Annotated in this window: 23 protein-coding genes and 9 pseudogenes; 15 read left to right on the top strand and 17 right to left on the bottom strand. The window is 67.5% G+C overall.

The window, feature by feature from the left end:
* The first annotated feature begins 40 nt into the window (after window positions 1–40).
* Window positions 41–301: a hypothetical protein gene (locus tag BLW82_RS44095; protein ID WP_143063755.1), complete on the top strand. Its 261-nt coding sequence runs from the start codon at window positions 41–43 to the stop codon at window positions 299–301.
* Window positions 302–551: 250 nt separating this feature from the next.
* Here the strand turns inward: BLW82_RS44095 and BLW82_RS43725 are convergent, their stop codons facing one another.
* From BLW82_RS43725 to BLW82_RS42205, 7 genes are all read right to left on the bottom strand, one after another.
* On the bottom strand, window positions 552–680 hold the full coding sequence (locus BLW82_RS43725; protein ID WP_256216155.1) for a hypothetical protein: 129 nt from the start codon (window positions 678–680) through the stop codon (window positions 552–554).
* A gap of 8 nt (window positions 681–688) precedes the next feature.
* A complete protein-coding gene (locus BLW82_RS42230) occupies window positions 689–1147 on the bottom strand; it encodes a carboxymuconolactone decarboxylase family protein (protein WP_093507682.1) in 459 nt (152 codons plus the stop codon).
* A gap of 122 nt (window positions 1148–1269) precedes the next feature.
* The gene (locus BLW82_RS42225; protein ID WP_093507680.1) at window positions 1270–1743 is read right to left on the bottom strand and encodes a cupin domain-containing protein; all 474 of its coding nucleotides are present in this window, start codon (window positions 1741–1743) and stop codon (window positions 1270–1272) included.
* A 24-nt stretch (window positions 1744–1767) separates the two neighbouring features.
* Window positions 1768–2688, bottom strand: a complete 921-nt coding sequence (locus BLW82_RS42220; protein ID WP_177232878.1) for an NADP-dependent oxidoreductase — start codon at window positions 2686–2688, stop codon at window positions 1768–1770.
* A gap of 181 nt (window positions 2689–2869) precedes the next feature.
* Window positions 2870–3760 carry an RNA polymerase sigma factor SigJ gene (gene sigJ / locus BLW82_RS42215; RefSeq protein ID WP_093507678.1) on the bottom strand — a complete coding sequence of 297 codons (891 nt, stop codon included), beginning with the start codon at window positions 3758–3760 and terminating at the stop codon, window positions 2870–2872.
* 165 nt (window positions 3761–3925) lie between these two features.
* Window positions 3926–5197, bottom strand: a complete 1272-nt coding sequence (locus BLW82_RS42210) for an MFS transporter (protein WP_256216154.1) — start codon at window positions 5195–5197, stop codon at window positions 3926–3928.
* Window positions 5198–5220: 23 nt separating this feature from the next.
* A complete protein-coding gene (locus tag BLW82_RS42205; protein WP_093507674.1) occupies window positions 5221–5859 on the bottom strand; it encodes an HD domain-containing protein in 639 nt (212 codons plus the stop codon).
* Window positions 5860–5996: 137 nt separating this feature from the next.
* On the opposite strand from BLW82_RS42205, the gene BLW82_RS42200 reads away from it, so the two are divergent.
* Window positions 5997–6971 carry a GlxA family transcriptional regulator gene (locus BLW82_RS42200; protein ID WP_093507672.1) on the top strand — a complete coding sequence of 325 codons (975 nt, stop codon included), beginning with the start codon at window positions 5997–5999 and terminating at the stop codon, window positions 6969–6971.
* Here BLW82_RS42200 and BLW82_RS42195 read toward each other — a convergent pair.
* The 4 genes and pseudogenes from BLW82_RS42195 to BLW82_RS42180 all read right to left on the bottom strand — a co-directional run.
* Window positions 6937–7806, bottom strand: coding sequence for a transposase (locus tag BLW82_RS42195; protein ID WP_256216153.1), 870 nt, complete (start codon window positions 7804–7806; stop codon window positions 6937–6939). The two genes, BLW82_RS42200 and BLW82_RS42195, sit on opposite strands and share 35 nt — an antisense overlap.
* 44 nt (window positions 7807–7850) lie before the next feature.
* The gene (locus BLW82_RS42190; RefSeq protein ID WP_143063754.1) at window positions 7851–8489 is read right to left on the bottom strand and encodes a hypothetical protein; all 639 of its coding nucleotides are present in this window, start codon (window positions 8487–8489) and stop codon (window positions 7851–7853) included.
* Between the two features lie 103 nt (window positions 8490–8592).
* Window positions 8593–9591, bottom strand: a complete 999-nt coding sequence (locus BLW82_RS42185; RefSeq protein WP_093507668.1) for a rod shape-determining protein — start codon at window positions 9589–9591, stop codon at window positions 8593–8595.
* A 35-nt stretch (window positions 9592–9626) separates the two neighbouring features.
* A pseudogene (locus BLW82_RS42180) lies at window positions 9627–9889 on the bottom strand (transposase family protein); the annotation flags it as partial.
* Window positions 9890–9933: 44 nt separating this feature from the next.
* Between BLW82_RS42180 and BLW82_RS46435 the strand changes: the two are divergent.
* Window positions 9934–10017, top strand: a pseudogene (locus BLW82_RS46435) (hypothetical protein); the annotation flags it as partial.
* Between the two features lie 129 nt (window positions 10018–10146).
* Here BLW82_RS46435 and BLW82_RS42175 read toward each other — a convergent pair.
* Both BLW82_RS42175 and BLW82_RS42170 read right to left on the bottom strand, forming a co-directional pair.
* Window positions 10147–10692, bottom strand: a complete 546-nt coding sequence (locus BLW82_RS42175) for a hypothetical protein (RefSeq protein ID WP_093507666.1) — start codon at window positions 10690–10692, stop codon at window positions 10147–10149.
* 355 nt (window positions 10693–11047) lie between these two features.
* On the bottom strand, window positions 11048–11449 hold the full coding sequence (locus BLW82_RS42170; protein ID WP_093507664.1) for a hypothetical protein: 402 nt from the start codon (window positions 11447–11449) through the stop codon (window positions 11048–11050).
* Between the two features lie 385 nt (window positions 11450–11834).
* Between BLW82_RS42170 and BLW82_RS44880 the strand changes: the two are divergent.
* The 8 genes and pseudogenes from BLW82_RS44880 to BLW82_RS45965 form a co-directional block, all read left to right on the top strand.
* Window positions 11835–11968 (top strand): annotated as a pseudogene (locus tag BLW82_RS44880) (ATP-binding protein); the annotation flags it as partial.
* Window positions 11969–12088: 120 nt separating this feature from the next.
* On the top strand, window positions 12089–12661 hold the full coding sequence (locus BLW82_RS42160) for a hypothetical protein (RefSeq protein WP_093507662.1): 573 nt from the start codon (window positions 12089–12091) through the stop codon (window positions 12659–12661).
* Window positions 12662–12901: 240 nt separating this feature from the next.
* Complete coding sequence (locus BLW82_RS42155) at window positions 12902–13096, top strand: helix-turn-helix domain-containing protein (protein ID WP_093507661.1); 195 nt, start codon at window positions 12902–12904, stop codon at window positions 13094–13096.
* 32 nt (window positions 13097–13128) lie between these two features.
* Window positions 13129–13799, top strand: a pseudogene (locus tag BLW82_RS42150) (site-specific integrase); the annotation flags it as partial.
* Window positions 13800–13832: 33 nt separating this feature from the next.
* Window positions 13833–14137, top strand: a pseudogene (locus tag BLW82_RS46430) (ATP-binding protein); the annotation flags it as partial.
* 4 nt (window positions 14138–14141) lie between these two features.
* A complete protein-coding gene (locus BLW82_RS42145) occupies window positions 14142–14756 on the top strand; it encodes a hypothetical protein (RefSeq protein WP_256216152.1) in 615 nt (204 codons plus the stop codon).
* 1151 nt (window positions 14757–15907) lie between these two features.
* A complete protein-coding gene (locus BLW82_RS42140) occupies window positions 15908–16516 on the top strand; it encodes a hypothetical protein (RefSeq protein ID WP_093507659.1) in 609 nt (202 codons plus the stop codon).
* Window positions 16517–16609: 93 nt separating this feature from the next.
* Window positions 16610–16942, top strand: a pseudogene (locus BLW82_RS45965) (DUF664 domain-containing protein); the annotation flags it as partial.
* A gap of 105 nt (window positions 16943–17047) precedes the next feature.
* On the opposite strand, the pseudogene BLW82_RS42130 reads toward BLW82_RS45965, so the two are convergent.
* Window positions 17048–17308, bottom strand: a pseudogene (locus tag BLW82_RS42130) (transposase family protein); the annotation flags it as partial.
* 295 nt (window positions 17309–17603) lie between these two features.
* On the opposite strand from BLW82_RS42130, the pseudogene BLW82_RS42125 reads away from it, so the two are divergent.
* From BLW82_RS42125 to BLW82_RS42115, 3 genes and pseudogenes are all read left to right on the top strand, one after another.
* Window positions 17604–17959, top strand: a pseudogene (locus BLW82_RS42125) (transposase); the annotation flags it as partial.
* Window positions 17960–18287: 328 nt separating this feature from the next.
* Entirely contained in the window at window positions 18288–19529 is a 1242-nt protein-coding gene (locus BLW82_RS42120; RefSeq protein ID WP_093507655.1) for an IS110 family RNA-guided transposase, read from the top strand.
* A gap of 21 nt (window positions 19530–19550) precedes the next feature.
* Window positions 19551–19958: pseudogene (locus BLW82_RS42115) on the top strand (IS5 family transposase); the annotation flags it as partial.
* Between the two features lie 64 nt (window positions 19959–20022).
* Here the strand turns inward: BLW82_RS42115 and BLW82_RS42110 are convergent.
* The 3 genes from BLW82_RS42110 to BLW82_RS42100 all read right to left on the bottom strand — a co-directional run bounded on the left by BLW82_RS42110 (window position 20023) and on the right by BLW82_RS42100 (window position 22391).
* Window positions 20023–20427, bottom strand: a complete 405-nt coding sequence (locus BLW82_RS42110) for a nuclear transport factor 2 family protein (protein ID WP_093507654.1) — start codon at window positions 20425–20427, stop codon at window positions 20023–20025.
* Window positions 20428–20581: 154 nt separating this feature from the next.
* Entirely contained in the window at window positions 20582–21820 is a 1239-nt protein-coding gene (locus BLW82_RS42105) for an IS256 family transposase (RefSeq protein ID WP_093496986.1), read from the bottom strand.
* Between the two features lie 67 nt (window positions 21821–21887).
* On the bottom strand, window positions 21888–22391 hold the full coding sequence (locus BLW82_RS42100) for a hypothetical protein (RefSeq protein WP_093507652.1): 504 nt from the start codon (window positions 22389–22391) through the stop codon (window positions 21888–21890).
* 170 nt (window positions 22392–22561) lie between these two features.
* Here BLW82_RS42100 and BLW82_RS42095 point away from each other — a divergent pair, with 170 nt between their 5' ends.
* A complete protein-coding gene (locus tag BLW82_RS42095) occupies window positions 22562–23095 on the top strand; it encodes a CbrC family protein (protein WP_093507650.1) in 534 nt (177 codons plus the stop codon).
* Window positions 23096–23113 lie beyond the last annotated feature (18 nt).

The raw sequence follows: 23113 nt of genomic DNA, 5'->3' as shown, positions 1-23113 counted from the left end.
GCCCGCAGGGTCGTGTGTCAGGAGGTCAGTGCTCCATCGGGTGGCGAGCACCGTCGGCCAGGGCGAACGCCCGCTGAAGACCTCCCAGAAGAGCAAGCTCGATGTGGTGGTCGGCGTGAGAATGACATACCCGCCCGCGGCAGCGACTGCCTCGATCCATGAATTACGACGCGGTGATGGCGTCAGCGATGACGGGATGCCGATCCTCCTCTTTCGCACCTGCCTCCTGGAGACAGAGGATCTCGGCGGCGTAGATGGGCGGGATCGCCGTGGTCATGAACCGTTCGAGGCCGTCGTCTGAGCTGCCGGCGGCCTCGAACCCACAGCAGGCCGCGCACACCTTGACCTGGATGCCCCCGGATGTGGCCGCGCGTTCCCTTGCCTGCGCCTGACCTGGGGTCGCCACTCCGATGCCGTCTCCTCCACCAGTGTCTTCAGGAGCCGCTTCTGAGCAGTGTGCATCGTGAAGTTGCAGGTCACGAGTCTGGTGTGCGCGGGGTTCGCGATGCTCGGGCTGGTCGCGGGCGGATGACTTCGGCGTAGATCGCCGGTCAGCAGGCGACTTCGCGGTTCGTCAGGACCATCAGGGCCCTGAGCAGGGCCGTCGCCCACTCCGGGTCGCTGCGGTCCTTGCCGAGGACCCGCCAGTTCTCGATTACCGCTGCGGCAGCCCGTATCACCGCCGGTGTCAGCTGCCGACGGGGTACCGGCTGGTGATTGCGACGCGGTTGAAAGCGTTCATCACGGTTGCCAGCCAGGCGATCGCAGAGACCTGGTCCGCTGTGAGTACGGCTGCGGCGGCGTTGAAGTCCTCGTCGCTGACGTGTCCGTCAGCGACGCGGGTGATCGCCTCGGTCAGGCGGAGGGCGGCACGGTCCGTCTCGGAGAAGTAGCCGGTCTCTGCCCAGGCGGGCAGCACGGCGATCCGGTCAGGGTTTTCGCCCTTCTTGAGGGCGTCACGGGTGTGCATGCGCAGGCAGAACGAGCAACCGTTGATCTGGGAGGTGCGGATCCTCAGCAGTTCGACCAGGAGCGGGTCGAGACCCGCCGCGGCGGCGGCCTCTTCCACCTGTGACGACAGGGCGATGAGGGTCTGGTAGGCGGCCGGGTGCTGCTTGCCGATGTTGACGCGCTGGGGGTCGGTCATGATTCCTTCGATCCGATCGGGTGGCCCGTGCCGCGCAACTGGCGTGCGCGGGTGGCCGGTCGAGTGGGTGTGGCAGGGGCTGGGTGGGGGGCGGTGCGGTGTCGCCCGTTGCGTGCCCCGGGCTACGACGCCGGGTCGTCGATCTTGAGCTCGTCTCCGGTGTTGGATACGAAGACGACCAGGAGCTTGGCGGGTTCGGTCCGGCTGGTGTTCTCGGTGAGGACATGGTGGGCGCCCGGCGGCTCGACCCAGTTCTCGCCCTGGTGGTAGGTAGTCGGCGGCTTGCCGTCGAGCTGGCTGCGCACGGTGCCTTCGAGGACGTAGGCGTAGACGAACGCCTGGCCGTGCCGGTGCGGCAGCGCGCTTGCGTTGGGCGGGAAGGCGACGATCGCCGAGGTGAACGTCTTACCCTTCACATTCGGAAGGGCCTGCTGGAGCAGCGGCTTGAGGGTTTCGGTGGGGCGTGTCGATGCCATGGTCGCAGGTGATGCCATGGCCGCGGTCGTGCCCGTGGTGTGGGTGGGCTGGTCGGAGGTCGAGCAGGCCGTGGCGGCCGTCAGCGTGGCGAGGGCCAGGAAGCCGGTGGCGATTCGCATTCCGATCACGATGGGTCTCCTTATTCAGTCTTCCGTGACGCGGATGATCGTCTTGCCGGGGGTGCGCTTGCCGGGGGCGAACGCGTCGGCTGCCTCGGCGAGGGGCCGCACCGCACCGACGACCGGTTTGAGCCGGCCGTCCCTCAGTCGCGTGGCCAGGTCGGCGAGCCGGGCGCGGTCGGGTTCGACGACGAAGAAGATTGCACGCCCGTCCTTGGGCTGGACCTTGGGCGGCATGACGATGGAGACGAGCGTGCCACCGGCCCGGACGAGGGCGGCCGAGCGGTCGAGGATGTCGCCGCCGATCACGTCGAACACGACGTCGGCCTCGCCGGCGTCCTCCAGCTTCTCGGCCTGAAGGTCGATGAAGGTGTCGACGCCGAGTGCGAGTGCCCTGTCCCTGCCTGAGGCGCGGCCGGTGCCGATGACGCGGGCGCCGGCTTCGCGGGCGAGCTGTACCGCGATCGATCCGACGCCGCCCGTGGCGCCGTGGATCAGGACGGTCTGGCCTGTGGTGAGGCGGCCGTGGTCGAACAGGCCCTGCCAGGCGGTCAGCCCCGAGATGGGCAGTGCGACGGCCATGGTGTGGTCGACGTCCGCCGGCAGCGGGGCGAGGTTGCGGGCCTCCACCGCGGTGTACTCGGCGAGGGTGCCGTCGCGGGTCCAGTCGGCCAGGCCGAACACCCGCTGTCCGACGCTCAGGCCGGTGGTGCCGTACCCCAGTTCCACGACGACACCGGACAGCTCGTGCCCGGGCACGCTCGGCGTCCGGTCGCGGCCGGCGCGATCGGTCCACGTGGCGGGCCAGTCCAGCTCGCCAGGGGTGAAGCCGGCGGCGTGCACCCTCACGATGACGTCGTTCTCGGCCGCGTGAGGGTAGGGAATGTCCGTCAAGGACATCCCGGCAAGACCTGCGTCACGGTCTCGCACAGTGATGGCTTGCATACAGATCCTTACTGGGAGGGGCGACCCGAGTGCACAGCGCACCCGCGCGCGGGGCTCACGGCGGCTGCAGGTGGATGTATGCCGTTCTGCATGATCGATCTCACCTGCTCGCGCGTATTCCTTCGTCGCCCGTTATGCGTTCTCGGCAGGGAGACGAGACAGCCCCTCCGTGTGTGACAGCTCAGACGCGCACCAGTTTGTCGGGGTTTATGACCCTGCGGTACGCGGTGATCAGACCATCTGTGATCTGCACCGTGTCGACGGAGTAGACCCGTCCTTCCCGGTGGAACACGAGGGCCAGCTCGCCGCCGACCTCCGCGAAGCCGATGCGGTCCGGTCGCCACCGACGCCCCGTACGCACCATGACCTCGGCGACGCGCTCGCCGCCGTGGATGAGCTTGCGTGCCGCCGAGATCTTGCCGCCGCCGTCGGTGACGTAGACCGCGTCCGGGTGCAGGAGCCTGACCAAGCCGGCCAGGTCCCCGGCCTCGTAGGCGGCGCGAAACACCTTGAGGACCCGTTCGCGCTCTGCCTTCGACGCCTGCGGCGTGGACTGCTTCGCCTTGGCCACCCGCCGTCGTGCCCGCGAGGCGAGCTGCCGGGCGCCCGGCACGGAGACGTTCAGCACTTCGGCGATCCGGCCGAACTCAAGGCCGAAGACATCGTGCAGGACGAAGGCCACCCGCTCCGGCGGGCTCAGCTCTTCCATGATCAGGAGCATCGCCGAGCTGACGGACTCGTCGACGAGTACCGGCTGCGACGCGTCCGGTCCTGTCAGCAGCGGCTCCGGCAGCCACGGCCCGACATAGGTCTCCCGGCGGAAGCGGGCGCTCTTGACGATGTCGTACGACCGTCGGGCGGCCACCGTCACCAGCCAGGCCCGCAGATCATCGATTTCCCGCAGTTCCGCTCCGGCCGCCCGCAGCCACACGTCCTGGGTGACATCCTCGGCATCGGCCACAGTCCCCAGCAGCCGGTAGGCCACCCCGAAGACCGCGGGCCGGTGCCTCTCCCATTCGGCTCCGAGCAGGTCCTCCTGCTCAGACCGTCCGGGCCCGTGCGCATCACCCATACGGATCGCAACCTCCTCCAACCTGCGGCTGTGCAGCCTAGCTATTTCGCTCTCGGGACCCGCGAAGACAGCTCCGCGGGAGCGCGCCGACCCGCTCCGACACGGCGGCCGTAGGTCCTGACCAAGCTGCTTCGGGGATGGTGTCGGCGTCAGCCTGCGGCGCGCTCAGCAGCGGGACGGTTCGTTGCCAGGTCCGCTTTCCCGGCCCGCGCGCACCGGATCGCCGGTGGGGCTGTGAGCGCGTGCTCGTCCGGCGTGGAGGGCCGCACCCAAGGACAGCGCCCCGACGAAGCCGACGTAAAGACAGCCCGTGGTCTCCAGCCCCCATGCGGGTGCCGCGAGCCCGGCCGCGAGGGCCGGAAGACTCACCGCCGCATAGCTGATCACGTACACGGCCGAGAAGACCTCCGACCGCGACCTCACGGTGGTGACCGCGCTGATGGCGCGGAGGTTGCCGTTGAACGTCAGGCCGACGCCCAGCCCCGCTACGACCGATCCGCCCACGTATACGACCAGCGACGCGTCGGCGATGGCCACCGCCAGTCCGGACGCGCCCAGGGTCAGGAGAACCGCGCCCAGCAAGGTGGCGAGCCGTGCCGTATGCCGAACTGACCACACCCCGCCCACGCTGTTGGCCAGAAAAAGCGCCGCGATGCTGAGCCCGCCCGCAGCACCGGACCGCACATGCAGGACACTGCTCACCAGGGAAGGAGTGAGCGCGAGGAACAGACCCGTGACGGACCACCCCGCGACCAGGGCGGGAACGGAGGCGAAGAACTGCGGCCGGGCTTCCCGAGGAACCCGGACGCTCGGTCGCAACGACGCCAGGCCCGTCGCGCGCGGGGCGAGTGTCTCAGGGATCGTGAGGACGACAGCGGCCAGAACGACGAAGGTCAGCGTCAGGACGGGAAAGACATACGCATCGGGGCGTGAGGTCGACTGAACCAGCAGCCCCACCAGTCCGGCGCCGGCGGCCATGCCGATACTCGTGCCCACCCCTGTCGTCGTGGGCCCCAGCTGCGGACGTCCCTCGGGAGAGAGGTCGACGAGCCCGGCGGCAAGAGCCCCCGTGGCCGTCCCCGTGGCGATGCCCTGCACCACCCGGGCGATCAGGAGAGAGACGACACCGTCGGCCGTCCAGAAGATCGCCGTGCTGGTCGCCGCCACCAGAAGGGCGGCCACCAGCACCGGACGGCGACCCAGCTGGTCGCTCAGCGATCCGACCGTCAGCAGGGCGCCGAGCAGACCCACGACATACACCGCGAAGATCACTGTCAGCATCGTGACCGACAGGCCCCACCGCTCCCGGTAGAGAGGGTAGATCGGTGACGGTGCGCTTGCCGTGGCCATCATCACGACATTGGCACAGGCCAGCACTGTGAAGGCCGTACCGCGCCCGAGACGACGCCCGTCGTGTGGGCCTCTCACAGGTCTCATCATCACGTTTTATGGCGCCTTGATCAGCTCGGCCAGGGAGCGCTCATGATGCGCTCGACCGTGGTTGTGCGCTGGAAGCCGGGAACGAAATGCTCCAGCACATCCGAATTCACGGTTCCGTTCGTGGTCTCCGGGCGGTACTTCAGTCCCTCGACGAAGGCCTGCAGAAACTCGTTCTTGAAGTCGCCCCGCGGATGGACGGCGGTGATCTCGTCCACCCGGCTGCGATCCAGCTCGTCCAGACCGAAGCCGAGCACGTCCGTCAGAACCCCGGAGTACGTGATGGCGATCTCCGGGCCCATCCGGCCGGGAATTCCCGGGGTCGTGTGCAGCGCGATCGCCGTCCACACCACGTCGGCGGCCGCGGCCGGGAAGCCGTGGTCGAGCATGAACTTGCGTGCGTGGTCGGCTCCATCGACCTCGAAGCGCTGCTCGACGTCGGAAAACGGCGTCAGCAGGCCGGTGTCGTGGAACATGGCGGACAGGTAGAGAAGCTCCGGGTCGGGCTCCAAACCGAGCCTGTGAGCATGCAGGGCGCCGAAGACGAAAACGCGCCGGGAGTGGTGGTAGATGAGGGGGCTGGTCATCTCCTGCATGAGGCGGGTGGCCTCGGCGACCGCCGCCGTTTCAGGAATCTCCACCCCCGCGATGATGTCGCTCATGACCTCTGCTCCTACCGATATCGGTGTGTTACGAATGGACGGTGCGTCCGTCTTCCACCCTGCCGACCACCCGGCGTCCGGCGCTCCCTCGGTCCGGCCATGAGTCACCCGAATCCGGACAGGCGGGCAGCGGGGTTGTGGGCTCCACCACGCATCGGGTCGCGATCCTCGTCTACGACGGGGTCAAACTCCTGGACGTCGTCGGCCCCGCGGAGGTGTTCGGGGAAGCGAACCGGCTCGGCGCCGACTACAAGATCGTTCTGGTGTCACCGACCGGTGCCGATGTCACCTCGTCCATCGGGATCCGGATCTCGGTCGACGCCGCCGCCACGGAGACCGCTCCCGACACGTTCCTGGTGGCCGGCGCCGACATCTACCCGCGCACACCTGTGCCCCGTGATCTGATCGAGGCCACGCGAACGCTGGCGGGCCGGGCCGGCCGGGTCGCGTCCATCTGCACCGGAGCCTTCATCCTCGGCGCCGCCGGCCTCCTGGATGGCAAGCGCGCGACCACGCACTGGAAGGTCGCGCAGGAACTCGCCGCCCGCTGCCGGGCCAGCAGCGTCGAACCCGACGCGATCTACGTCCGTGACGGCACCACCTACACCTCGGCGGGCGTGACCGCCGGCATCGACCTGGCACTGGCACTCGTCGAGGAGGATCACGGCCCTGATCTCACCCGTGACGTCGCCCGCGCGCTGGTGGTCTATTTGCAGCGTTCGGGCGGCCAGTCACAGTTCTCCGCACCACTGCAGGGACCGCCGCCCCGGTCACCGGCGCTCCGCAGAATCACCGACGTGGTCACGGCGAATCCCGGGGGAAACCACTCACTCGGCGAACTCGCCAAGCACCTCAATGTGAGCCCCCGGCACCTCAGTCGGCTCTTCCACGACGAGCTGTCCACGACGCCGGCCCGGTACGTGGAGATGATCCGGTTCGACATGGCGAAAGCTCTCCTCGACCAAGGGCATACCGCAACGCAGACAGCATCCCTCGCCGGATTCCCGAACTACGAGAGTATGCGGAGAGTTTTCGCGCGGGAATTGTCGCTCAGCCCCGCCGCCTATCAGCGACGTTTCAGCACAGCGCGCCGAGCCGACGAGGGGCAGTAGACGAAGCTGTCACTGAGCCTTTTCGGCGTGCCCACGGGTCGGGTGCCGCCGGCGTTGTGCAACGCACGAGGCTCCCGCGCCGTTGGGCGATGGGGGGCAGCCGCGTCCCTCGTGCCGGCAACCTCGCCAGGACCCCTGTTACCCGCGGCGCGGCAAGTCGGAAATGGCCCCATGAGGGCAGGGCATGTTCCACGCGTGCTCGGGCCCTGCGGCGGACGGCGTTCTCCGCTTCCTGTTGCGGGCTGAGGTGTATCTGACCTCGTCGTTTATGGTGCGGGATGAGCAGTCCGGTGCCCTGGTAGCCGCGGTCGGCGATGACCGGCGCACCGCGGCAGGCCCGGTCGACGCCGGACTCCGTGAACGCCCGGCAGTCGTTGCGGCTGCCCGGCAACGGCAGGCCGGTCGCCACCACCAGGCGACTGTCGGCATCAATCACGACCTGCAGGTTGGTCGAGTACCGATAGTTCTTGCCGGAGGCGGCCACGCTGCGGTCGCGGGTGGGCACCAGGGTGCCGTCGACGACGCAGACCGTGTCCTTGCGCGGCCGGCAGGCGGGTGAGATGGCCAGCAACGGCGCCGAGTGGGCGAGGACGCGGCCGGCCGCGGACTTCGAGACGCCGAACAACGGCGCCACCTGCCGCAACGTGAGGTTTGTGGGCCAGTACGTCGCCACCAGCAACACCGTGTCCTTCAGCGACAGCCGCCAGGGACGACCGCGTTGCACATCACCGCCCCGACGCCGTACCAACGCCACCACTCTGGGGAACTGCGCCTCGGACAGCCCGGAGAAAGTCTTGATCGACTGCGGAGCATCCGCTGAGATCACCCCACCCATGCTCGTCCAACGCACCCACCGCCCCCGCCAGTTACGGGACAACCTCAAGGCGGCCAGTGCTCCCGTGCCCTGGCCGCACTGAAACCGATTGAGGCGGTGAGCAGGGCCTGAACCACGGCGATCAGGGCGGACAGCGTCCAGAGCCATTCGGGATTGGCGGGCGGCGGCCCGGCACTGACGCCGTACCTGCCCCGGGGATCGATGGTGACGGTGATGTGGTCACCGACAGCGAGGTCCCCTGCGCCGATGGCGCCGAGCGGGTGGTGGGAGGCATCCGCCAGGACCGCTTCCGTTCCGGCGTCGAACGGGCCGGCGCTGGCCTGCAGAGCCGTCACGACCGCTCGGACGGGTCGGCCACGCTCGTGCAACGCGTGGTCCTTTCGGACGATCCACCCCACGAACATGGTCACAGCGACGCAGATGGCCACCGCGATCTCCTGTACATGGACGCTCTCCTCCGGGTTCTCCGTCCGAAAGTCGTACAGGACGAACGCCAACCCGAGCAGACCCCCGCCCAGCACCATCCCCACGAAGCCCATGACGAACGTGTTCCGCCATCCGACGGGCGTCAGCGACGCACCGTAGACGAGGCCGCACGCAATCGCCGTCAGCATCGCGCTCGCCGGCACCGCGAGTGCCGCCCACGAAAACCGCACGAGCCATCTCCGCCCGGTAGTGCTCACCGGTTCCTCCCCAAGTCTGTTCCGGTGTGATGCCCACCCCTTGGTGTCGTGATCGCTCCGCGGAAGCCGCACAAGTCCTGGCCCGGGGCGTTCCGCAGGGGATCTACCTGTCGTCGGCGTTCAGATCACGTGGTGGCCGCAGGCCGAGCTTCACCAGCAGCTGCAGCTTCTCTGCCAGGTCGATGCGGTGCTCGGCGATGACGGGGGCAGGCGGCTTCTCGGCGAGCAGCCGGGCCACCCCGTCGAGGAGGACCTGGAGGCGGTGCTGCCCTGCCTTCGGTTCGACCACCCGGCGAGCGGGGAGCCCGGTCAGATCCGTCAGGTGGTCCTCCGCTCCGGGCGGGTGCGGGCCGGTCAGCAGCAGCCCGCCGGCGGTCGCCTGCCGGACGGTCTCCGGCGGCGCTTCACGCAACACCTGCTCCACGAGGCCCACCACCGGCTGATAGGCAGGGGCCAGGACGGCGCGCAGTTCGCTCGGCGACAAGGTGACCTTGCCCGGCGGCGCAGGGAAGACACGATCCTCGGTGATCATCGCCCCTAGAACGGGCCCGGGGGTGGGCACCGTTGGCGAGGGCGCGAACGCACCGCCGTGAACGACCGCGGCCCACGCCTGCTCCAGGCCGGCATCGAGCCGGTGCTCGGCCTGCAGATGCTCTACCACCGCCTGGGCCAGACCTCGCGTGCCACCGGTCGCCAGAGCACCGGCGATCGCCTCGCGCCCGGCGACGACAGCGACCGAGGTGTGGAGGCCGTCCTGGTGCACCACGACACACGCGGCCGGCTCCGGGTCCAGGCCGGCACCGGCCAGGGCGGCCACCGCCTCGTCCACCACCGTGACCACCGCCGCCGGCCAGAGCTCCTGGACCTTGTCCACGGCCGGCTGCACCCCCGGGTGTGCACCGGCTCCGGGTGCCACGAGGACCACCGACCCGATCGGCGCCGACAGCCACGCCCGCTTCGTCATACCGGCCAGGACCTGCGCCGCAAGCGACGCATTCACCCCCGGGCCCGGATTCCAGACCAGCTCCAACACCACGTGCGAGTAACGGGCGTCGCGCCCCGTCACCTGCACTCGTATCTCGTCCAGAGCCCACCAGAGCACGCCGCCACCCCGCACCGTTTTCCTGTGCGGCGATCTTAGATGGCTGAGGGTTTCGAGCGTTGTCTCTCCAGGGTGAGGACGGCTTTGGCGGTGACCGTCATACGGTCGGGGCTGCAGCGGGCTCTGCGAGAGATACGCCAGGTCTCACTCTCGCGACGCTTCGTTCGACTGGCGCCCGCGCCGCCGGCAGGGCCCGGTTGATCGTCCGCTGGGTCGGGGTGAGGTCCTGGTGCGGGAGTCGCCCGATCGGCGTGGTCACGCAGGGGCCGGCCCCGATGTGGGCACGGTCGGCGAGAACGTGGGCCGCCCTACAGGGTCAAGGCGTCCGGCTACGCCGCCCTTCTCGGCGAAGGAGCGACACCTGAAGAAGCCGCCGCTCTCGTGGTCGCCCATCTGCCGACTGGCAACCTGCGCAGGGGAGGTTGAGGCGACCCGCCCCCTGGGATTCCGTGAACCCTGCCCTGGGGAATTCCGCGCTCTGGCGAGATCTTGTGATCAGCCGGCTTTGGAGCCCATCCGAGGGGTGTCGAGGGTCGCAGGCATGATGGGTTGCGGTCAGTCCCACCAGCCGTCGCCGGCCTGCCAGCGCTGCACCCATGCCAGGAAGCCGAGCGCTTTCGGCATGGGATACGGGTACGCACCGACGTCCGTGACGAGCCAGACTTTGCCTCGTTCGGGACCGGTAACGACGAGGACCCAGTAGGAGAGCCCATCGTCGGTGCCGAGCACGACAGAACCGTGGTTGTAGACGGCGGCGACGCGCTCGTGGTGGTCTTCGGCGAGGGGCTCGCCTTCCCAGGGCCAGGAGTCCTGGAGCGGGAACAGGGCGGCGGGATCGCGGTCCCCCTGGTCGGGCCAGTCCGGGGGGAGCCAGCCGAGGGGCAGGAGGCCGCCGTCTTCCGGTGGCCCGAGGGATGACCCGTTGGTGATCTCGGCGACCAGGCTCCGATACGGCTCCGGGAGGACGACTCTGTTCTCGGATTCCCACACCGAGACGGCATGGTCTCCGAGTGCCGGCTCGCGCCATTCTGGCTCGAATGCGGAGCGCAGGAACTCCAGGGTGGACTCGTCAGGGCGTTGATCGGGTGATGTGGTTGTCACGGCAGCATGCTGGCAGGGGAGTGTGACAGAGCCGCTGCGGGGGTGTCAGGCTCGAACGTTTCAGTGGGGAAATTGACGCAGCCGTTGGGGAGGTACGTGAAGTTCCACAGGAGCGGACATGACGGTGGCCCGCCCGGAAAGATCCAGGGCGGCCCGTCGACGTGTGCGTGGTCGTGAAGGGCGGTCGCCTACGCGGCGAAAGGCTCCATGAGGCTTCAGCCGAACGATCGTCCTCATAGGCAATAGGTGAGGCCCGGGGACACTGTCCCCTCCACAACCACGTTCTCTGCAACACAGGCAGGCGGCCGGGCATTCCCGCACGGACGGCCGGGAAGACGGTGTCACGAACTTTTGGCTACAACTCACACCACTCACCCAGAGGGCCAGCCTCCCGCGTCTGCGTGAAGACGTGCACCAGGTCCCACGCCCGATCGACATCCAGGACAAAATCGCCCGTGAACGCGGCGAGGCCGTCCATGATCGGGACTTCGACCTCGGCACCCGAGGGCGCGGTGCCGTCTCCTGCGAGCAGAGACATCCGCTCGGTGTCACTCATCAAATGGACGGCCGCGTGATCATCTCGGAAGGCCAGGGTCAGCACCGGGAACTCCCTGCTCGGCGACCGAACCTCGACGTACCCCTGGCCACAGGAACGCAGGTCCTTGAAGCGATCTGACAGATCCTTCACCTCTGTACGGCGCTCAGCCGGATCGAACAGTCCCGATTCCGGGGACGTCGCCGCCCACACCACGCTCATCCAGTCCCGCTTCCCCGCACAGGCCGTCACCCACGATCCAGGGCCACGATCCCACGCCTCACCACAACACGACTACGGGACTGGATCAGATGATCGTGTTACGAGCTCTTTGCGGATGCGCACTATCGGCCAGGACTTCGTCCACGAGGCCCCCCTCCCGCTGCCCCTACCTGGTGAGACGTTCGAGACCGGGCTCGCCTTCTATCCGCGCTTCGACCGCTACGGCATGGTCGCCGTCCGTGTCTGCCACTCCTCGGTCCCGGTCCGTGACATCGGCCGCCAGGTGCACGTCCTGCTCAGGTCAAGCGAGGTCGTGGTCGTCCACGGCCGCACCGAGACGCCCGGCACCCGCGCCCGACCGCGAAGGGTGCCGAGCCGGTGGTGCTGGACCAAGACCTTCGCCGACCCCGGCTCTGCGCAGCCATCATCGATCGCCTCACGTTCAACGGCACCGTCATCGAGACAAGCACCGAGTCCCACCGACTCGCCCATACCAGGGCAAAACGGCAGCGAGGCTAGCGATCACGTGGAGATCCCTGCCGGCCCCGGCAGACTGGGAAGCTTGTGCATGGCTTGCTGCTGGTCGCCGATTGACATGATGTGCGTCGGCAAGATCTCAGATGTCTCTTGGAGGCGACTATGACGTTCACGACCGCAGCGGATTCCGGAGCCGCCGATGGGGACGAGTGGTCCTATGCAGCGACAGTTGGCCTTGGACCGCTCCGGTTCGGCATGACCGTCGACGAAGTGGTCGCAGCGGTTCAGGCACTCAGCCAGACGAAGGTCAGTGATTGCGCTCGACACCACAAACTCTTCTCGCCGACGTGGAAGATCGAAGTCCATCGCCAGAGGGCTGCCTCTTGTCTGCCAGCCGTCACGGCCTACGTGAGCCAAGCTGTGGGGCTGTTCTGTATCGCTGCAGATGCGGTGACAGGTCCTCAGGTCAAGTACGACGGAATCCCGCTGGTCGGGAGGGACCTGTCGGAGCTGGAGAGTGACATGATCGCGTATGCCGAGGCAAAGGACGCTTATTTTCGCTACAACGTCGACGGTTGCGCAGGGCCGGATGATCGCGGGGTCGTCATGTGCGGGCAACCCGTCGGTCAGGTCCTGCGGTCGCGTCCGTTGTTCATGGTGACGCGCGACGGGGCGAATACCGAGTGGGACTCAATGCCTTCTGAGGAGTACCGCCACGGTCAGTCACAGACCTGAAGTGGTGTGACTCGTAACAGGGAGCCGCCGTCCCATCGTCCGCTGGGGCCATGCGAGACCGGAAACCGGGGCCGCCTCAGGCCGGGACACAGACGCCCAGCACGACGAGCAAAAGGGGCCGACAGTAGAGGAGCACCTGGTCACCTTTGCCGACCAGCGCTATGGGACGATCTTCGCCGAGTTGAGCAGTCAGAGGGGGACTTATCGGCCGACCCGTGCCGACTCGACGGGCGCCGTCGCGTGACCGCCGGCACCAAACTCCTCACCGTACCCCAGGTCATGGAACACCTCCAACTCGGCCGCACCGCCGTCTACAACCTCGTCCGCACCCGTCATCTCGCCTCCATCAGCCGCGGCTGCGCCCGCCGCATCCCCGCCCACGCCCTCACCGACTTCATCCACACCCGCTTCGACGAGGAAGCCGCCGCCTGGTGACCATGCTCCGTGACTAAAAGCCCTCCCGCCGTGTGCGCGCCAACGGCGACTGAACCAGCTACCAGCGCAGGGACGGCCGCTGGGAAGCCGCCGGATACGTCCTCTCTCCTGGCAACAGCCGCAAGCGCATCCGCGTCTACGGCACAACCCGCAAAGACGCCCTGGCCAAGCCCACCGAGAAGATCGCAACCAGTATCCGTGGCCGCCCCGTCCCCTCCGCGCAGGGCACCATGGCCGCGTACCTGACGTACTGGCTGGAGAACCTCGCCGTCCACCACCTCCGTGAGAACACCCACACCTGCTACGCCACCTGCGTCGACTGGTACCTCGACCCCGGCCTCGGCAAGAAGAAGCTCACCGCCAAGGACGTCCGCACCTGGCTCAACCGGCTCCGCACCACCTGTCAGTGCCGCATCTGCGGCATCGACGACCGGCGCGACGAGCCCGGATGCTGTGCCGTCGGCCAGTGCTGCCGCAGGCTGCTCTCCCCGCTGACGCCGACCTACATCCACTCGGTGCTCACGTCCGTCCTGGAGCGCACGACGCGGTGCGAGGAAGAGATCCCGCGCAATGTCGCCCGCAACATCTGCACCGGCCTCCACGGCCCCGACGCTTCGAATCCCTCACCGCCGACGAAGCCCGCCGACTCCTCACCACGGCGAACGAACACCGCTTGCACGCCCTGCTCGAACTCGCCCTCCATGGTCCGCAACCACACCGGACTCCTGACCCATATCTCGGCACGTGCTTGCGGCAGTCGGCGGTTCTCGCCCTGGAGGCAGCCGGCTGCCAGCCCCTCGCCCGCGCGGAGGCCAACCTGGTCTTCCAGGTCATCTCGAAGCGCTACCAAACGGGCTCGATCATCCTGACCTCGACAAGACCATCAGCAAATGGGGACACGTTTTCGGTGACGAGGTGCTGGCCACCGCCATCCTTGAGCGCCTCCTCCACCACTGCGCAGCCATCTCCATCAGAGGTCCCAGTTACCCGCTCAAGAACCGCCTGGCCGCCATCGAGCGCGAGCGGCACGACGCAGCCTGACACCATGGTCGACAATGACCGCATGGATGTCACTGAGCTGCTCGAATCGGCTTCTCTCCTCGTCCCGGAGAAGGTCGCTACCGAGAACGACATCTCGGTGCAAGACGTCTGGGACTACCTCGCCCACGACGAATGGCAGATCGCTCTGCGCCTGCTGGAAGAGCTCGGAGACGGGCAACCGCTGCCCTTGACGTTCTGGGAGCAGCTTGCCGAGGCGGCTGTGCAACTCGGCCTCGAGCGGAGCATAGCTTGGTGCCACTGGCGGTGTGCCGAGATCCGAAACGGAATGATCCGGGCAGACCTGACGCTTCGTCCACCCACGGAGGCCCGACGCAGGACATCAATATCCGGTCACGGTGTCCTGCGACCCATGTGGGACATCGGGAACCTCTCGCCGACCGGTGGTGTTGCGGTAAGCATCGCAGGCCTCTGGGTCGAGGACATGCCCATTTTGGAGCCTGGCGGCCGGGCCACTGTCCGCCTCGTTCCCCTCACCCCAGCTCACTGGACGCACGTAAAAGCCGGCCAGCGAATCAGCATGCACGAGGACCGGACCGTGGCCGGCACCGCAGTCGTGCTGGAAGTTCACCTCCCCACCCCCGCCATGCCCACGAGGTGACGCCGACCGACCCACCCTCAGCTGGTGCAGATATCTCCGTGTGGAGCAGTCACAGGAGTACGTGTCGTCCCCAGCCGGAAGGTGAACAGCCACATCATAGTTGGCAGTCCGCCCCGCGAGCGTCCTCGGGCTCAGGCCATGAACGTTGTCCCGGTCGGGGTCAGCACCGGCTTCCAGAAGCAGCCGAATCGGCCCGTCCTCACCCCGCGAACAGAACACCGCTCTCCACAACGGCGTATTGCCATGACGGACCACGACGTCGACCCCCGCACCTGTGGCTCGCCCCAACCGACCCCGATCCGTCATGCCGACCGTCCTCACCCGGCTTGACGAGAGAGATGGGGGATCCCCCCACTCCCCCACCGCGCCGGCACCCGCATCTGGTCCACACCGGCTCGGCACCGAGCAACGCCTGCGAGTGCGAGAGACGCTCACCTACCTCGCCGTCCAGTGCACGCTGCGCGCCGATGCCCGCGGTCACACTCGCCTGCCTACGGGCCCGCTGCGCGGCGTGCGCCCGCGCGGACGCAGGGAAGTCTGGGAGGAACTCGCCCAGGGAGCCTGGCTCCAGTGCCCCAACCTCAGGTCTGCGCCGGTGGAGGTAGAACTGCTCGAAGCCACCGTTCTGGACCAGATCCTCGGCCGGCAGACACGCTGCCGCTCCGCCCAATGGGCGCTTCGGCCTGCGCCATTGCACCTGCCTACGGCCTCACCGCCTGCGCTGCGGCTGATCGCTCTGATCCTCGCCACACATCACCGGCCCTGCGCCACGCACTGTCGACATGGAGGTGCTCACCCGCCTCAGCGGCCGCTCTCGGCAGCAGATCGCCGAGTTGCTCGACCGGCTGGTCGCGCTACGGGTGCTGACGGCATGGCGTCAACACCGGGACATCGAGGACGTGCCCTGGGAACTCATCACGTCCGAGACGACGGCAGGGCCAAGCCGCGACATACATGACCAGCCATTTGTTGACGGACTCTCCTGCCCGCCTCATGCACCCCAGAGCAGAACGTGTCGTCCGCACAGAGAAACCAGGGTTTCCCACCCGTAATATCGCTACACCGGGGCACACAGCGGACGATGTTCCATCCCCAGCCTGCCGCAGTGTGTCCGCAGGCTTCGATCCGGCCACACCCCTGAGGAGACGGACATGCCCGAAAGCACGGCTCACATCACCGAGTTGACGTCGCAGTACATCAGCCAAGTAGCAAACGACCTCGACCGCAACGTCAAGGAACAGCAACGCGTCACTGAAGAACTCGCTGTACTGCAAGAGCAGTTGGCCACTCTGCAGCGAGACCACACTGTGCTGGTCAACATGCAGCAGGCACTCGGCGCCCCGACCACAGCTCCCGGGCCGACCCGCACCGACAGCGCCGTAGTGCCCTCCCCCAGGAAGAAATCCGCCCCCGTGGCCGGCGCGCGCCGGTCGGCGAAGAAAGCACCGGTACAAAAACCCCAGGGCAAGAAGACGGCCGCGACAACAGCTCAGCCCAAGCTGGTGGATCTCGTCCACCAGCATGTGGCCGGGCAGAGTGAGCCGCGCTCCGCCGTGGAGATCGCCGAGGCCCTCCGGCAAGCGCACACCGGGCGCGCCATCGACACGAAGGTGGTACGCACCACCCTCGAAAACCTGGTGGCCAAGAGCCGAGTTCACCGCACCAAGCAGGGCTCCTCGGTGTTCTACACGGCCGCCGATGCACCGGGGCAAGAGGCAGCCTCCGCCGGCAAGGCCCAGCCCGAAACTGCCACGGCATAGGGACATCGCCTGCTCCACCACCGCTGCACCGCCGCAGGGCCGGTCCACCGACGATCTTGAGACCGCGAGCAGCCCATGGCAGGCTCACGCCGCATGATCGATGAATTCGCGAAGGACAACCTGCACGGGAGACTGCGGCGGGATCGCAAGGCGCTGCCCTGAGAACTCGACGGCTCGTCCGAACACGACGCCCGCCGACCTTTGACAACGACCGGAACCAACCTCCTCGGCCTGGTCCAACACGCGGTCAGTGTCGAGGCCAGGTACTTCGGCGAGGTCTTCGACCGCCCTTCCCCGGAACCGCTGCCCCGCTGGCAGGACTCCCCCGGCAACGGCCTGAGGGCTACCGAGGACGAGACCCGCGATCAGACCATCGGGTTCTACCGGCGCACGTGGGAAGACTCGGACGCGACGATCAACGTTCTCTGTCGAAGCGTCTGGTTCCTGATGAACTCCGCGAGCCGGCCGACCCGTTGCTGCCGTCGTTCGCTGTTCGTCCGCAAGGTGGCGGGGGCCGCGCTCCGTGTGATGAGGGTCGTCCTCGCGCAGGATCTTCACCAGGCCCGGCGGCTGTTCAGCGAGCAGGCCGGTCACCGCGGTGCCGACTGATATTCCGAAGGCCATGGCGATCCTCGCGAGGGTGTCGTGGCGGCGCAGGTACACGAGTGCGACCAACGCGCGGCAATGCAGCGGGAATTTATACCGCCGCTCACCCTCACAGGTGAGGATGAGTATCGTGACCCACTCGACCAGGGTGTGCGGGAGGTCGACTACGCCGGGGTAGGGAACCAACAGGGCTCCTGTGCCGCTGAGTCGAGCTTCGAACACCTCCCTCAACAGCACGGGAGCCCTGTGCGTCGCACACATCGCCCTCGCGCCGCATCCGTCCAACGATCGGCACCTGGACCAAGCCAGCTGACGAGTTCCTCAACTCTGTCGCCGACTAGACCCCTGTCCTACATGGCCTTAAGAACTCCTAACGAAATGATCTTCAAGGTGGTTGGATCGCTCCGGGACTGATGATCCGGGGGTGGTGCAGGGTGGCTCGGCCGAGGCGTGGGAAGTCGACAACGAGCTTTGGGCGGTGATGCTGCCCAAGGCCGAACGTCGGATGCGACACGCCGGCCGCAAGCGGCATCCAGACCGTTTGGTGTTCCAGGGCATCCTGTTCGTCCTGCACACCGGGATCGCCTGGGAACACCTGCCGCAAGAACTCGGCTTCGGCTCGGGCATGACCTGCTGGCGCCGCCTGGCCGAATGGACCGAGGCCCACGTCTGGCCTCGGCTGCACGAGGCCCTCCTCGCCAAGCTCCGCAACGCGAATGCCTCGGACTACTCCCGAGCTGCCGTCGACGGCTACCACATCCGCGCGCCAAAGGGGGCCCCAAGACCGGACAAAGCCCCGTCGACCGGGGAAGGACGGGCAGCAAACACCACCTAATGGTGAGTTACGAGGCCGGTGAAGCCTGAAGCACCACCGGGCCCGGAGCCCTTTGATCAGACGGGTTCACCAGCCTCGTGTCGTGGCGACGGCACGAAGGCGATTGAGTCGAGGATGTTCGTGGTCTGAGCCGCTCGCGAGGAACACCTCCCAGCTCACCGGGAGCCTTCAAGCTCCTGAAAAGACTGAGGACCTCGCGGGCAGCTGGGGTCACGAACGGCTAATCGGATGCTGGGCCGTCAGAGCCCTTCCATTAGGGAGTCGCGTGCCTCCACGGCTGTGACCAGCAGGTGAGAGGTGCAACTGACAGGAAGGACGCGAGACAACCTCATGAAGATCTTCTGCGGTATCGACTGGGCCAGCGACCACCATGACATCGCCCTCGTCGATACCGACGGCACGCTGGTGGCGCGGGCCAGAATCGCTGACGACGCCGCCGGCCTCCAACAGCTGCTGGACCTCCTGGCCGAGCACGGGGACACTCCCGAAACCCGCATACCAGCCGCCATTGAGACGTCCCGAGGACTGCTGGTGGCCTGCCTGCGAGCCGCTGGCCGCCCCGTCTACGCGATCAACCCGATGGCAGCGTCCCGATACCGTGACCGCCACACCGTCGCACGCAAGAAGTCAGACCACCTCGATGCCATGGTCCTCGCCAACATCTTGCGCACCGACACCGCAGCACACCGGACGTTGCCGGCCGACACCGAACTCGCCCAGGCCATCGCCGTCTTGGCTCGCGCCCAGCAGGACGCGGTCTGGGACCGCACCCAGGCTGCCAACAAACTGCGGTCTCACCTGCGCGAATACTTCCCCGGCTATCTCGCTGCCGTCCAGCCGATTCTCGGCGGCCTGTGCTCATCCGTCGCTCGCGCGCTGCTGGCAGCCGCACCCACCCCGGCCCGGGCCGCCCGACTGACCAAGACCCAGCTGCGGGCCGCACTGAAAAGGGCTGGACGCCAACGCGGGATCGAGGCCGAGGTCACGCGCCTGCAAACGGTCCTGCGGGCCCCCCAAATGCGCCAACTCCCGCTGGTCGAAGACGCGATGGGCCACCAGGCCCTGACACTGCTGCGAAAGTTGGACGCTGCCTGCACCAGCGCAGATGAGCTCGCCGAAGCCGCGGTGGAAGCTTTTGAGACACACCCGGACGCCGGCATCATCACCAGCTTCCCCGGACTCGGCTCCCTCACCGGCGCCCGTGTGCTCGCTGAGATCGGAGACGATCGATCCCGCTTCGCCGATGCCAGGGCCCTCAAGTCCTACGCCGGAGCAGCACCAGTGACGCGGGCATCCGGCAAGAGCGTCTCCGTGAAGGCCCGCCGGATCAAGAACCAGCGTCTTGCTGCTGCCGGCTACGTCTGGTCGTTCGCATCCCTGACGGCCTCAGCAGGTGCCAGGGCTCACTACGACCGCAGACGCAACAACGGCGACCGGCACATCGCAGCTCTGCGTAATCTCTTCAATCGCATGATCGGGTGCCTGCACCACTGCCTCGACCTGCGAGTCCACTACGACGAAACCATCGCCTTCCCCACCCCTCCCGAGCCCATCCTCGCTGCCGCAGCTTGACCGCTTAACTCCATCGGATGTCTGATCACCGACGCGACGGGTATTCCGCTCGCCGTCACCCTGACCGGGGACAATCGCAACGACGTCACTCAGGTCATCCCGCTCCTCCAAGCCGTGCCGCCCGTGCGTGGCAAGCGTGGTCGGCCCAAGCGTCGCCCAGACGTGGTGTTGGGTGACCGCGGCTACGACCACGACACGTACCGCCGGCTGGTCTGGGACCTCGGCGTGAAGCCACTGATCGCCCGGCGCGACACCGAGCACGGTTCCGGACTCGGCACTCAACGCCGGGTCGTGGAGCGCGCGTTCGCCCACCTCCACCGGTTCCGCCGCCTGCGCATCCGCTGGGAGAACCGCGACAGCATCCACGAAACCTGCCTCACCCTCGCATGCGCGCTCATCTGCTGGAGGCGCTTGAAGCCCTTGCCATAGGAGTTCTTGGAACTTCAACAAAGTGACAGTCTCGTCACCCGGCCGACCCGAGCAAGGCCAAGAATCAGGCTCCGGCGATGGTCCGGCCCGGCATCCGCTCCGCGAGCGCGGCCCGCCAGGCCGGCGCGCCGAAGGGGTCGGCGAAGTACTGCGTCTCGTGCACCACGTGTTGGTCAGCGAATTCCATGATGCTCACCGAGTACGAAGGCACACCGTCGTAGGTGATGAGGCATTCGCTCACCCACAGATTCGTATGGCCGGTGATCCGCTGGACTGTGAAGTGTCGGTCGGCCGGGTGCCCGCCGCGTTGCGCCGAGATCGCCGCTCGGCCCCGGAACCGCTCGCCTGACTGCGGGTAGTCCAGGATCGCGTCCGTGGCGTAGATAGCGTGCTCGGCTTCGGTGTCCCCTCGTTCCGAGGCCCGCCAATGCTCCTCGATAGCGACCCTGGTCCGGGAGTCAGCATTCATGGCACCGTCCTTCCCTAGCGGTGACAGCCTAGGCGCTCCAGGCCACAGCCGACGGAGGGCAAGCCGGGCCTGGGCAGCCAGGTCCTCCCTTTGGCCGGAGGTCACGTCCGCTGGAGTGGTGTATCGCCGGCCACTCGGTGATCTCGTTTTGAGGCTATGCGGTGAGTTCGGTCGGGAGGACGGTCTCGTCGGTTTCTGACTCGATCGGGTGGAGCCGGGCCTTGGCCAGCAGGTCGAGTCCCATGTAGCGGCGGGCCTCGGTCCATTCGTCGTTCTGCTCGGCCAGCACGGCGCCGACCAGGCGGATCAGCGCGGTGCGGTCGGGGAAGATGCCGACGACGTCGGTGCGACGTCGGATCTCCTTGTTCAGCCGTTCCTGTGGGTTGTTCGACCAGATCTGCCGCCAGATCTCGCGTGGGAAGGCGGTGAAGGCCAGCAGGTCGTGCTGAGCGGCGTCCAAGTGGGCTGCTGCCTTGGGGAACTTGGCTTCCAGGGCATCCAGAACGTGCCGCATCTGGGCCTGGACAGCGTCGGTGTCGGGTTGTTCGAAGACGGTCCGCAGCAGGGTGGCCACCCACGGCTGAGCGGACTTCGGGACCTGGCTCAGCAAATTTCGGGCGTAATGCGTGCGGCACCGCTGCCAGGATGCGCCGGGCAGGACCGCGCCGATCGCGTTCACCAGGCCGGTGTGCGCGTCGGAGACGACCAGCTGGACACCGGACAGGCCGCGGGCGGTCAGGGAGCGCAGGAAGGCGAGCCAGCCCGCACCGTCCTCGGCCGTGGCGACGTCGATGCCGAGGATCTCGCGGTGTCCGTCGGCGTTGACGCCGACTGCGATCAGAGCGTGGACGTTGATGATGCGGCCGCCCTCGCGGACCTTCTGGGTCAGCGCGTCCACCCAGACGAACGTGTAGGGCCCGGCATCGAGCGGCCGGTTGCGGAACGCGGTGACCTGATCGTCCAGATGCTTGGCCATCGCGCTGACCTGGGACTTCGACAGCTGGGTGACGCCGAGGGACTCGGCGAGCTTCTCGACGCGGCGGGTGGACACACCGAGCAGGTAGGCGGTGGCGACCACCGAGACGAGGGCCTGCTCGGCCCGCCGGCGGCGTTCCAGGAGCCAGTGCGGGAAGTAACTGCCCTGCCGCAGCTTGGGGACGGCGAGTTCGACGGTCCCTGCGCGGGTGTCCCACTCGCGCGGGCGATAACCGTTGCGGTGATTGACGCGTTCCTCGCTGACCTGCCCGTATTCGGCATTGCAGAGGGCATCGGCCTCCGCGGACATGAGCGCGTCGGCGAACGTCTTGACCATCGCGCGCAGCAGATCGGGACTCGCCGCGGCGAGGTTGTCCTCGGCGAGAGCGTGCAGGGGCAGACTGTCTGGTGCGGTCATCGTGCTGATCTCCTTCGAGCCTAGACATCTCGAAGATCAGCCGGTGGCCGTTCTCATATCCGGACCCTCACTCCGACGCCGGGACAAACACCCGGATCAGGTGGGAACCGGTACACCACTTCCAGAGACGCAACCTGGCCGGATCGGAGGGCGGCAGCCGTCCACAGTGGCAACGGTGTCGAGTGACCGCCACCCGGCTCACCCCATCCCCGAGCCATTCTGTCAGCAGTTCTAAGCCGAAGAAGATGTCTTCCCGTCCGCTGACGAGCAGTTCGTTGATCGTGGCGGGCCGGTTGAAGCCGATCTGCCAGATCCGGTCGTTGAGCCACTTGGCCGAAGGCCGGCGGCGAGACGCTGATGCCCGGGAGAGGAGGCTCGGCAACGACCAGGCGGTCGACCCGTCTGGGTGACCGGCGGCCAGGGCGTAGGCCGCCACCGTGTCGTGCGGCTTCGGCGTGCCCTCGTCTGTGCGATCGACGACCAGTGCGGTCCCAGTCGCTTGGTCCCAGCCTTCTACGCGCGCCATGCGGCCGATCTCGGTGTCACCGCCGTGCGGCTGCTTGTTCTGCACGTTCTTCCGTACCCAGCTCTGCAAATTGGCGAGTACGCCGACAGATCTCGCCGCTTGATCACGGGGCCAGTTGCGGACAGACTGCGGCCCATGAGGTTCGCTGGCGTGCCCACCGACGCGCAGACCACCCGCGTCGACGCGGCTCCCTCCTTGCGCAGGCAGGCTCACCAGTGAGCGCCGCCCTGCCCTCCTTCCGCTACCACCCCGAACCCGTCGCAAGCGGATCCGTTCGCGAGAGCGCCGAGGCCTGCGCCTGCTGCGAGCGCAGCACCGGGTGGATCTACACCGCGACCTTCTACACAGCCCAGGACGTCAACGGACAGTTCTGCCCCTGGTGCATCGCCGACGGCAGCGCCGCTGAACGATTCGAAGGTGAATTCACCGACTCCTACGGGCTCGACGGCGTCAGCGAGGAGACCCTGGAGCACGTCACCCGCCGCACCCCCGGCTTCCACGCCTGGCAGGATCCGCACTGGCTCGTCCACTGCAACGACGCGGCCGCCTTCATCGGCGAGGTCGGATACACCGAACTCGCCGCCCACCCCGACGCACTCGACCAGCTTCGAACCGACCTACGGATCGGCGGTTGGCACGACGCATCCCGGCTCGAGAACTTCCTGACCCACCTCGCGCAGGGTGCAAGCGCCATGCTCTTCCGCTGCACCGTCTGCGGCACTCACCTCGCCTACGCCGACGCTTCATAGCCACCCAGCCCAGACACG

It is taken from the genome of Streptomyces sp. Ag109_O5-10, assembly GCF_900105755.1.
Taxonomy (GTDB): domain Bacteria; phylum Actinomycetota; class Actinomycetes; order Streptomycetales; family Streptomycetaceae; genus Streptomyces.
Note: the sequence above shows the minus strand (reverse complement) of the source record. Positions and strands in the feature narration are given on the sequence as shown.

What these genes read in the sequence shown, in the direction of transcription:
- BLW82_RS42160 (WP_093507662.1), top strand. Translation starts at nt 12,089, where the DNA reads ATGACGTTCACGACCGCAGCGGATTCCGGAGCCGCCGATGGGGACGAG.
- BLW82_RS42210 (WP_256216154.1), bottom strand. Translation starts at nt 5,197, where the DNA reads ATGAGACCTGTGAGAGGCCCACACGACGGGCGTCGTCTCGGGCGCGGT.
- BLW82_RS42140 (WP_093507659.1), top strand. Translation starts at nt 15,908, where the DNA reads ATGCCCGAAAGCACGGCTCACATCACCGAGTTGACGTCGCAGTACATC.
- BLW82_RS42205 (WP_093507674.1), bottom strand. Translation starts at nt 5,859, where the DNA reads ATGAGCGACATCATCGCGGGGGTGGAGATTCCTGAAACGGCGGCGGTC.
- BLW82_RS42120 (WP_093507655.1), top strand. Translation starts at nt 18,288, where the DNA reads ATGAAGATCTTCTGCGGTATCGACTGGGCCAGCGACCACCATGACATC.
- BLW82_RS42110 (WP_093507654.1), bottom strand. Translation starts at nt 20,427, where the DNA reads ATGAATGCTGACTCCCGGACCAGGGTCGCTATCGAGGAGCATTGGCGG.
- sigJ (WP_093507678.1), bottom strand. Translation starts at nt 3,760, where the DNA reads ATGGGTGATGCGCACGGGCCCGGACGGTCTGAGCAGGAGGACCTGCTC.
- BLW82_RS42220 (WP_177232878.1), bottom strand. Translation starts at nt 2,688, where the DNA reads ATGCAAGCCATCACTGTGCGAGACCGTGACGCAGGTCTTGCCGGGATG.
- BLW82_RS42230 (WP_093507682.1), bottom strand. Translation starts at nt 1,147, where the DNA reads ATGACCGACCCCCAGCGCGTCAACATCGGCAAGCAGCACCCGGCCGCC.
- BLW82_RS42195 (WP_256216153.1), bottom strand. Translation starts at nt 7,806, where the DNA reads ATGGGTGGGGTGATCTCAGCGGATGCTCCGCAGTCGATCAAGACTTTC.
- BLW82_RS42145 (WP_256216152.1), top strand. Translation starts at nt 14,142, where the DNA reads ATGGTCGACAATGACCGCATGGATGTCACTGAGCTGCTCGAATCGGCT.
- BLW82_RS42225 (WP_093507680.1), bottom strand. Translation starts at nt 1,743, where the DNA reads ATGCGAATCGCCACCGGCTTCCTGGCCCTCGCCACGCTGACGGCCGCC.
- BLW82_RS42170 (WP_093507664.1), bottom strand. Translation starts at nt 11,449, where the DNA reads ATGAGCGTGGTGTGGGCGGCGACGTCCCCGGAATCGGGACTGTTCGAT.
- BLW82_RS42105 (WP_093496986.1), bottom strand. Translation starts at nt 21,820, where the DNA reads ATGACCGCACCAGACAGTCTGCCCCTGCACGCTCTCGCCGAGGACAAC.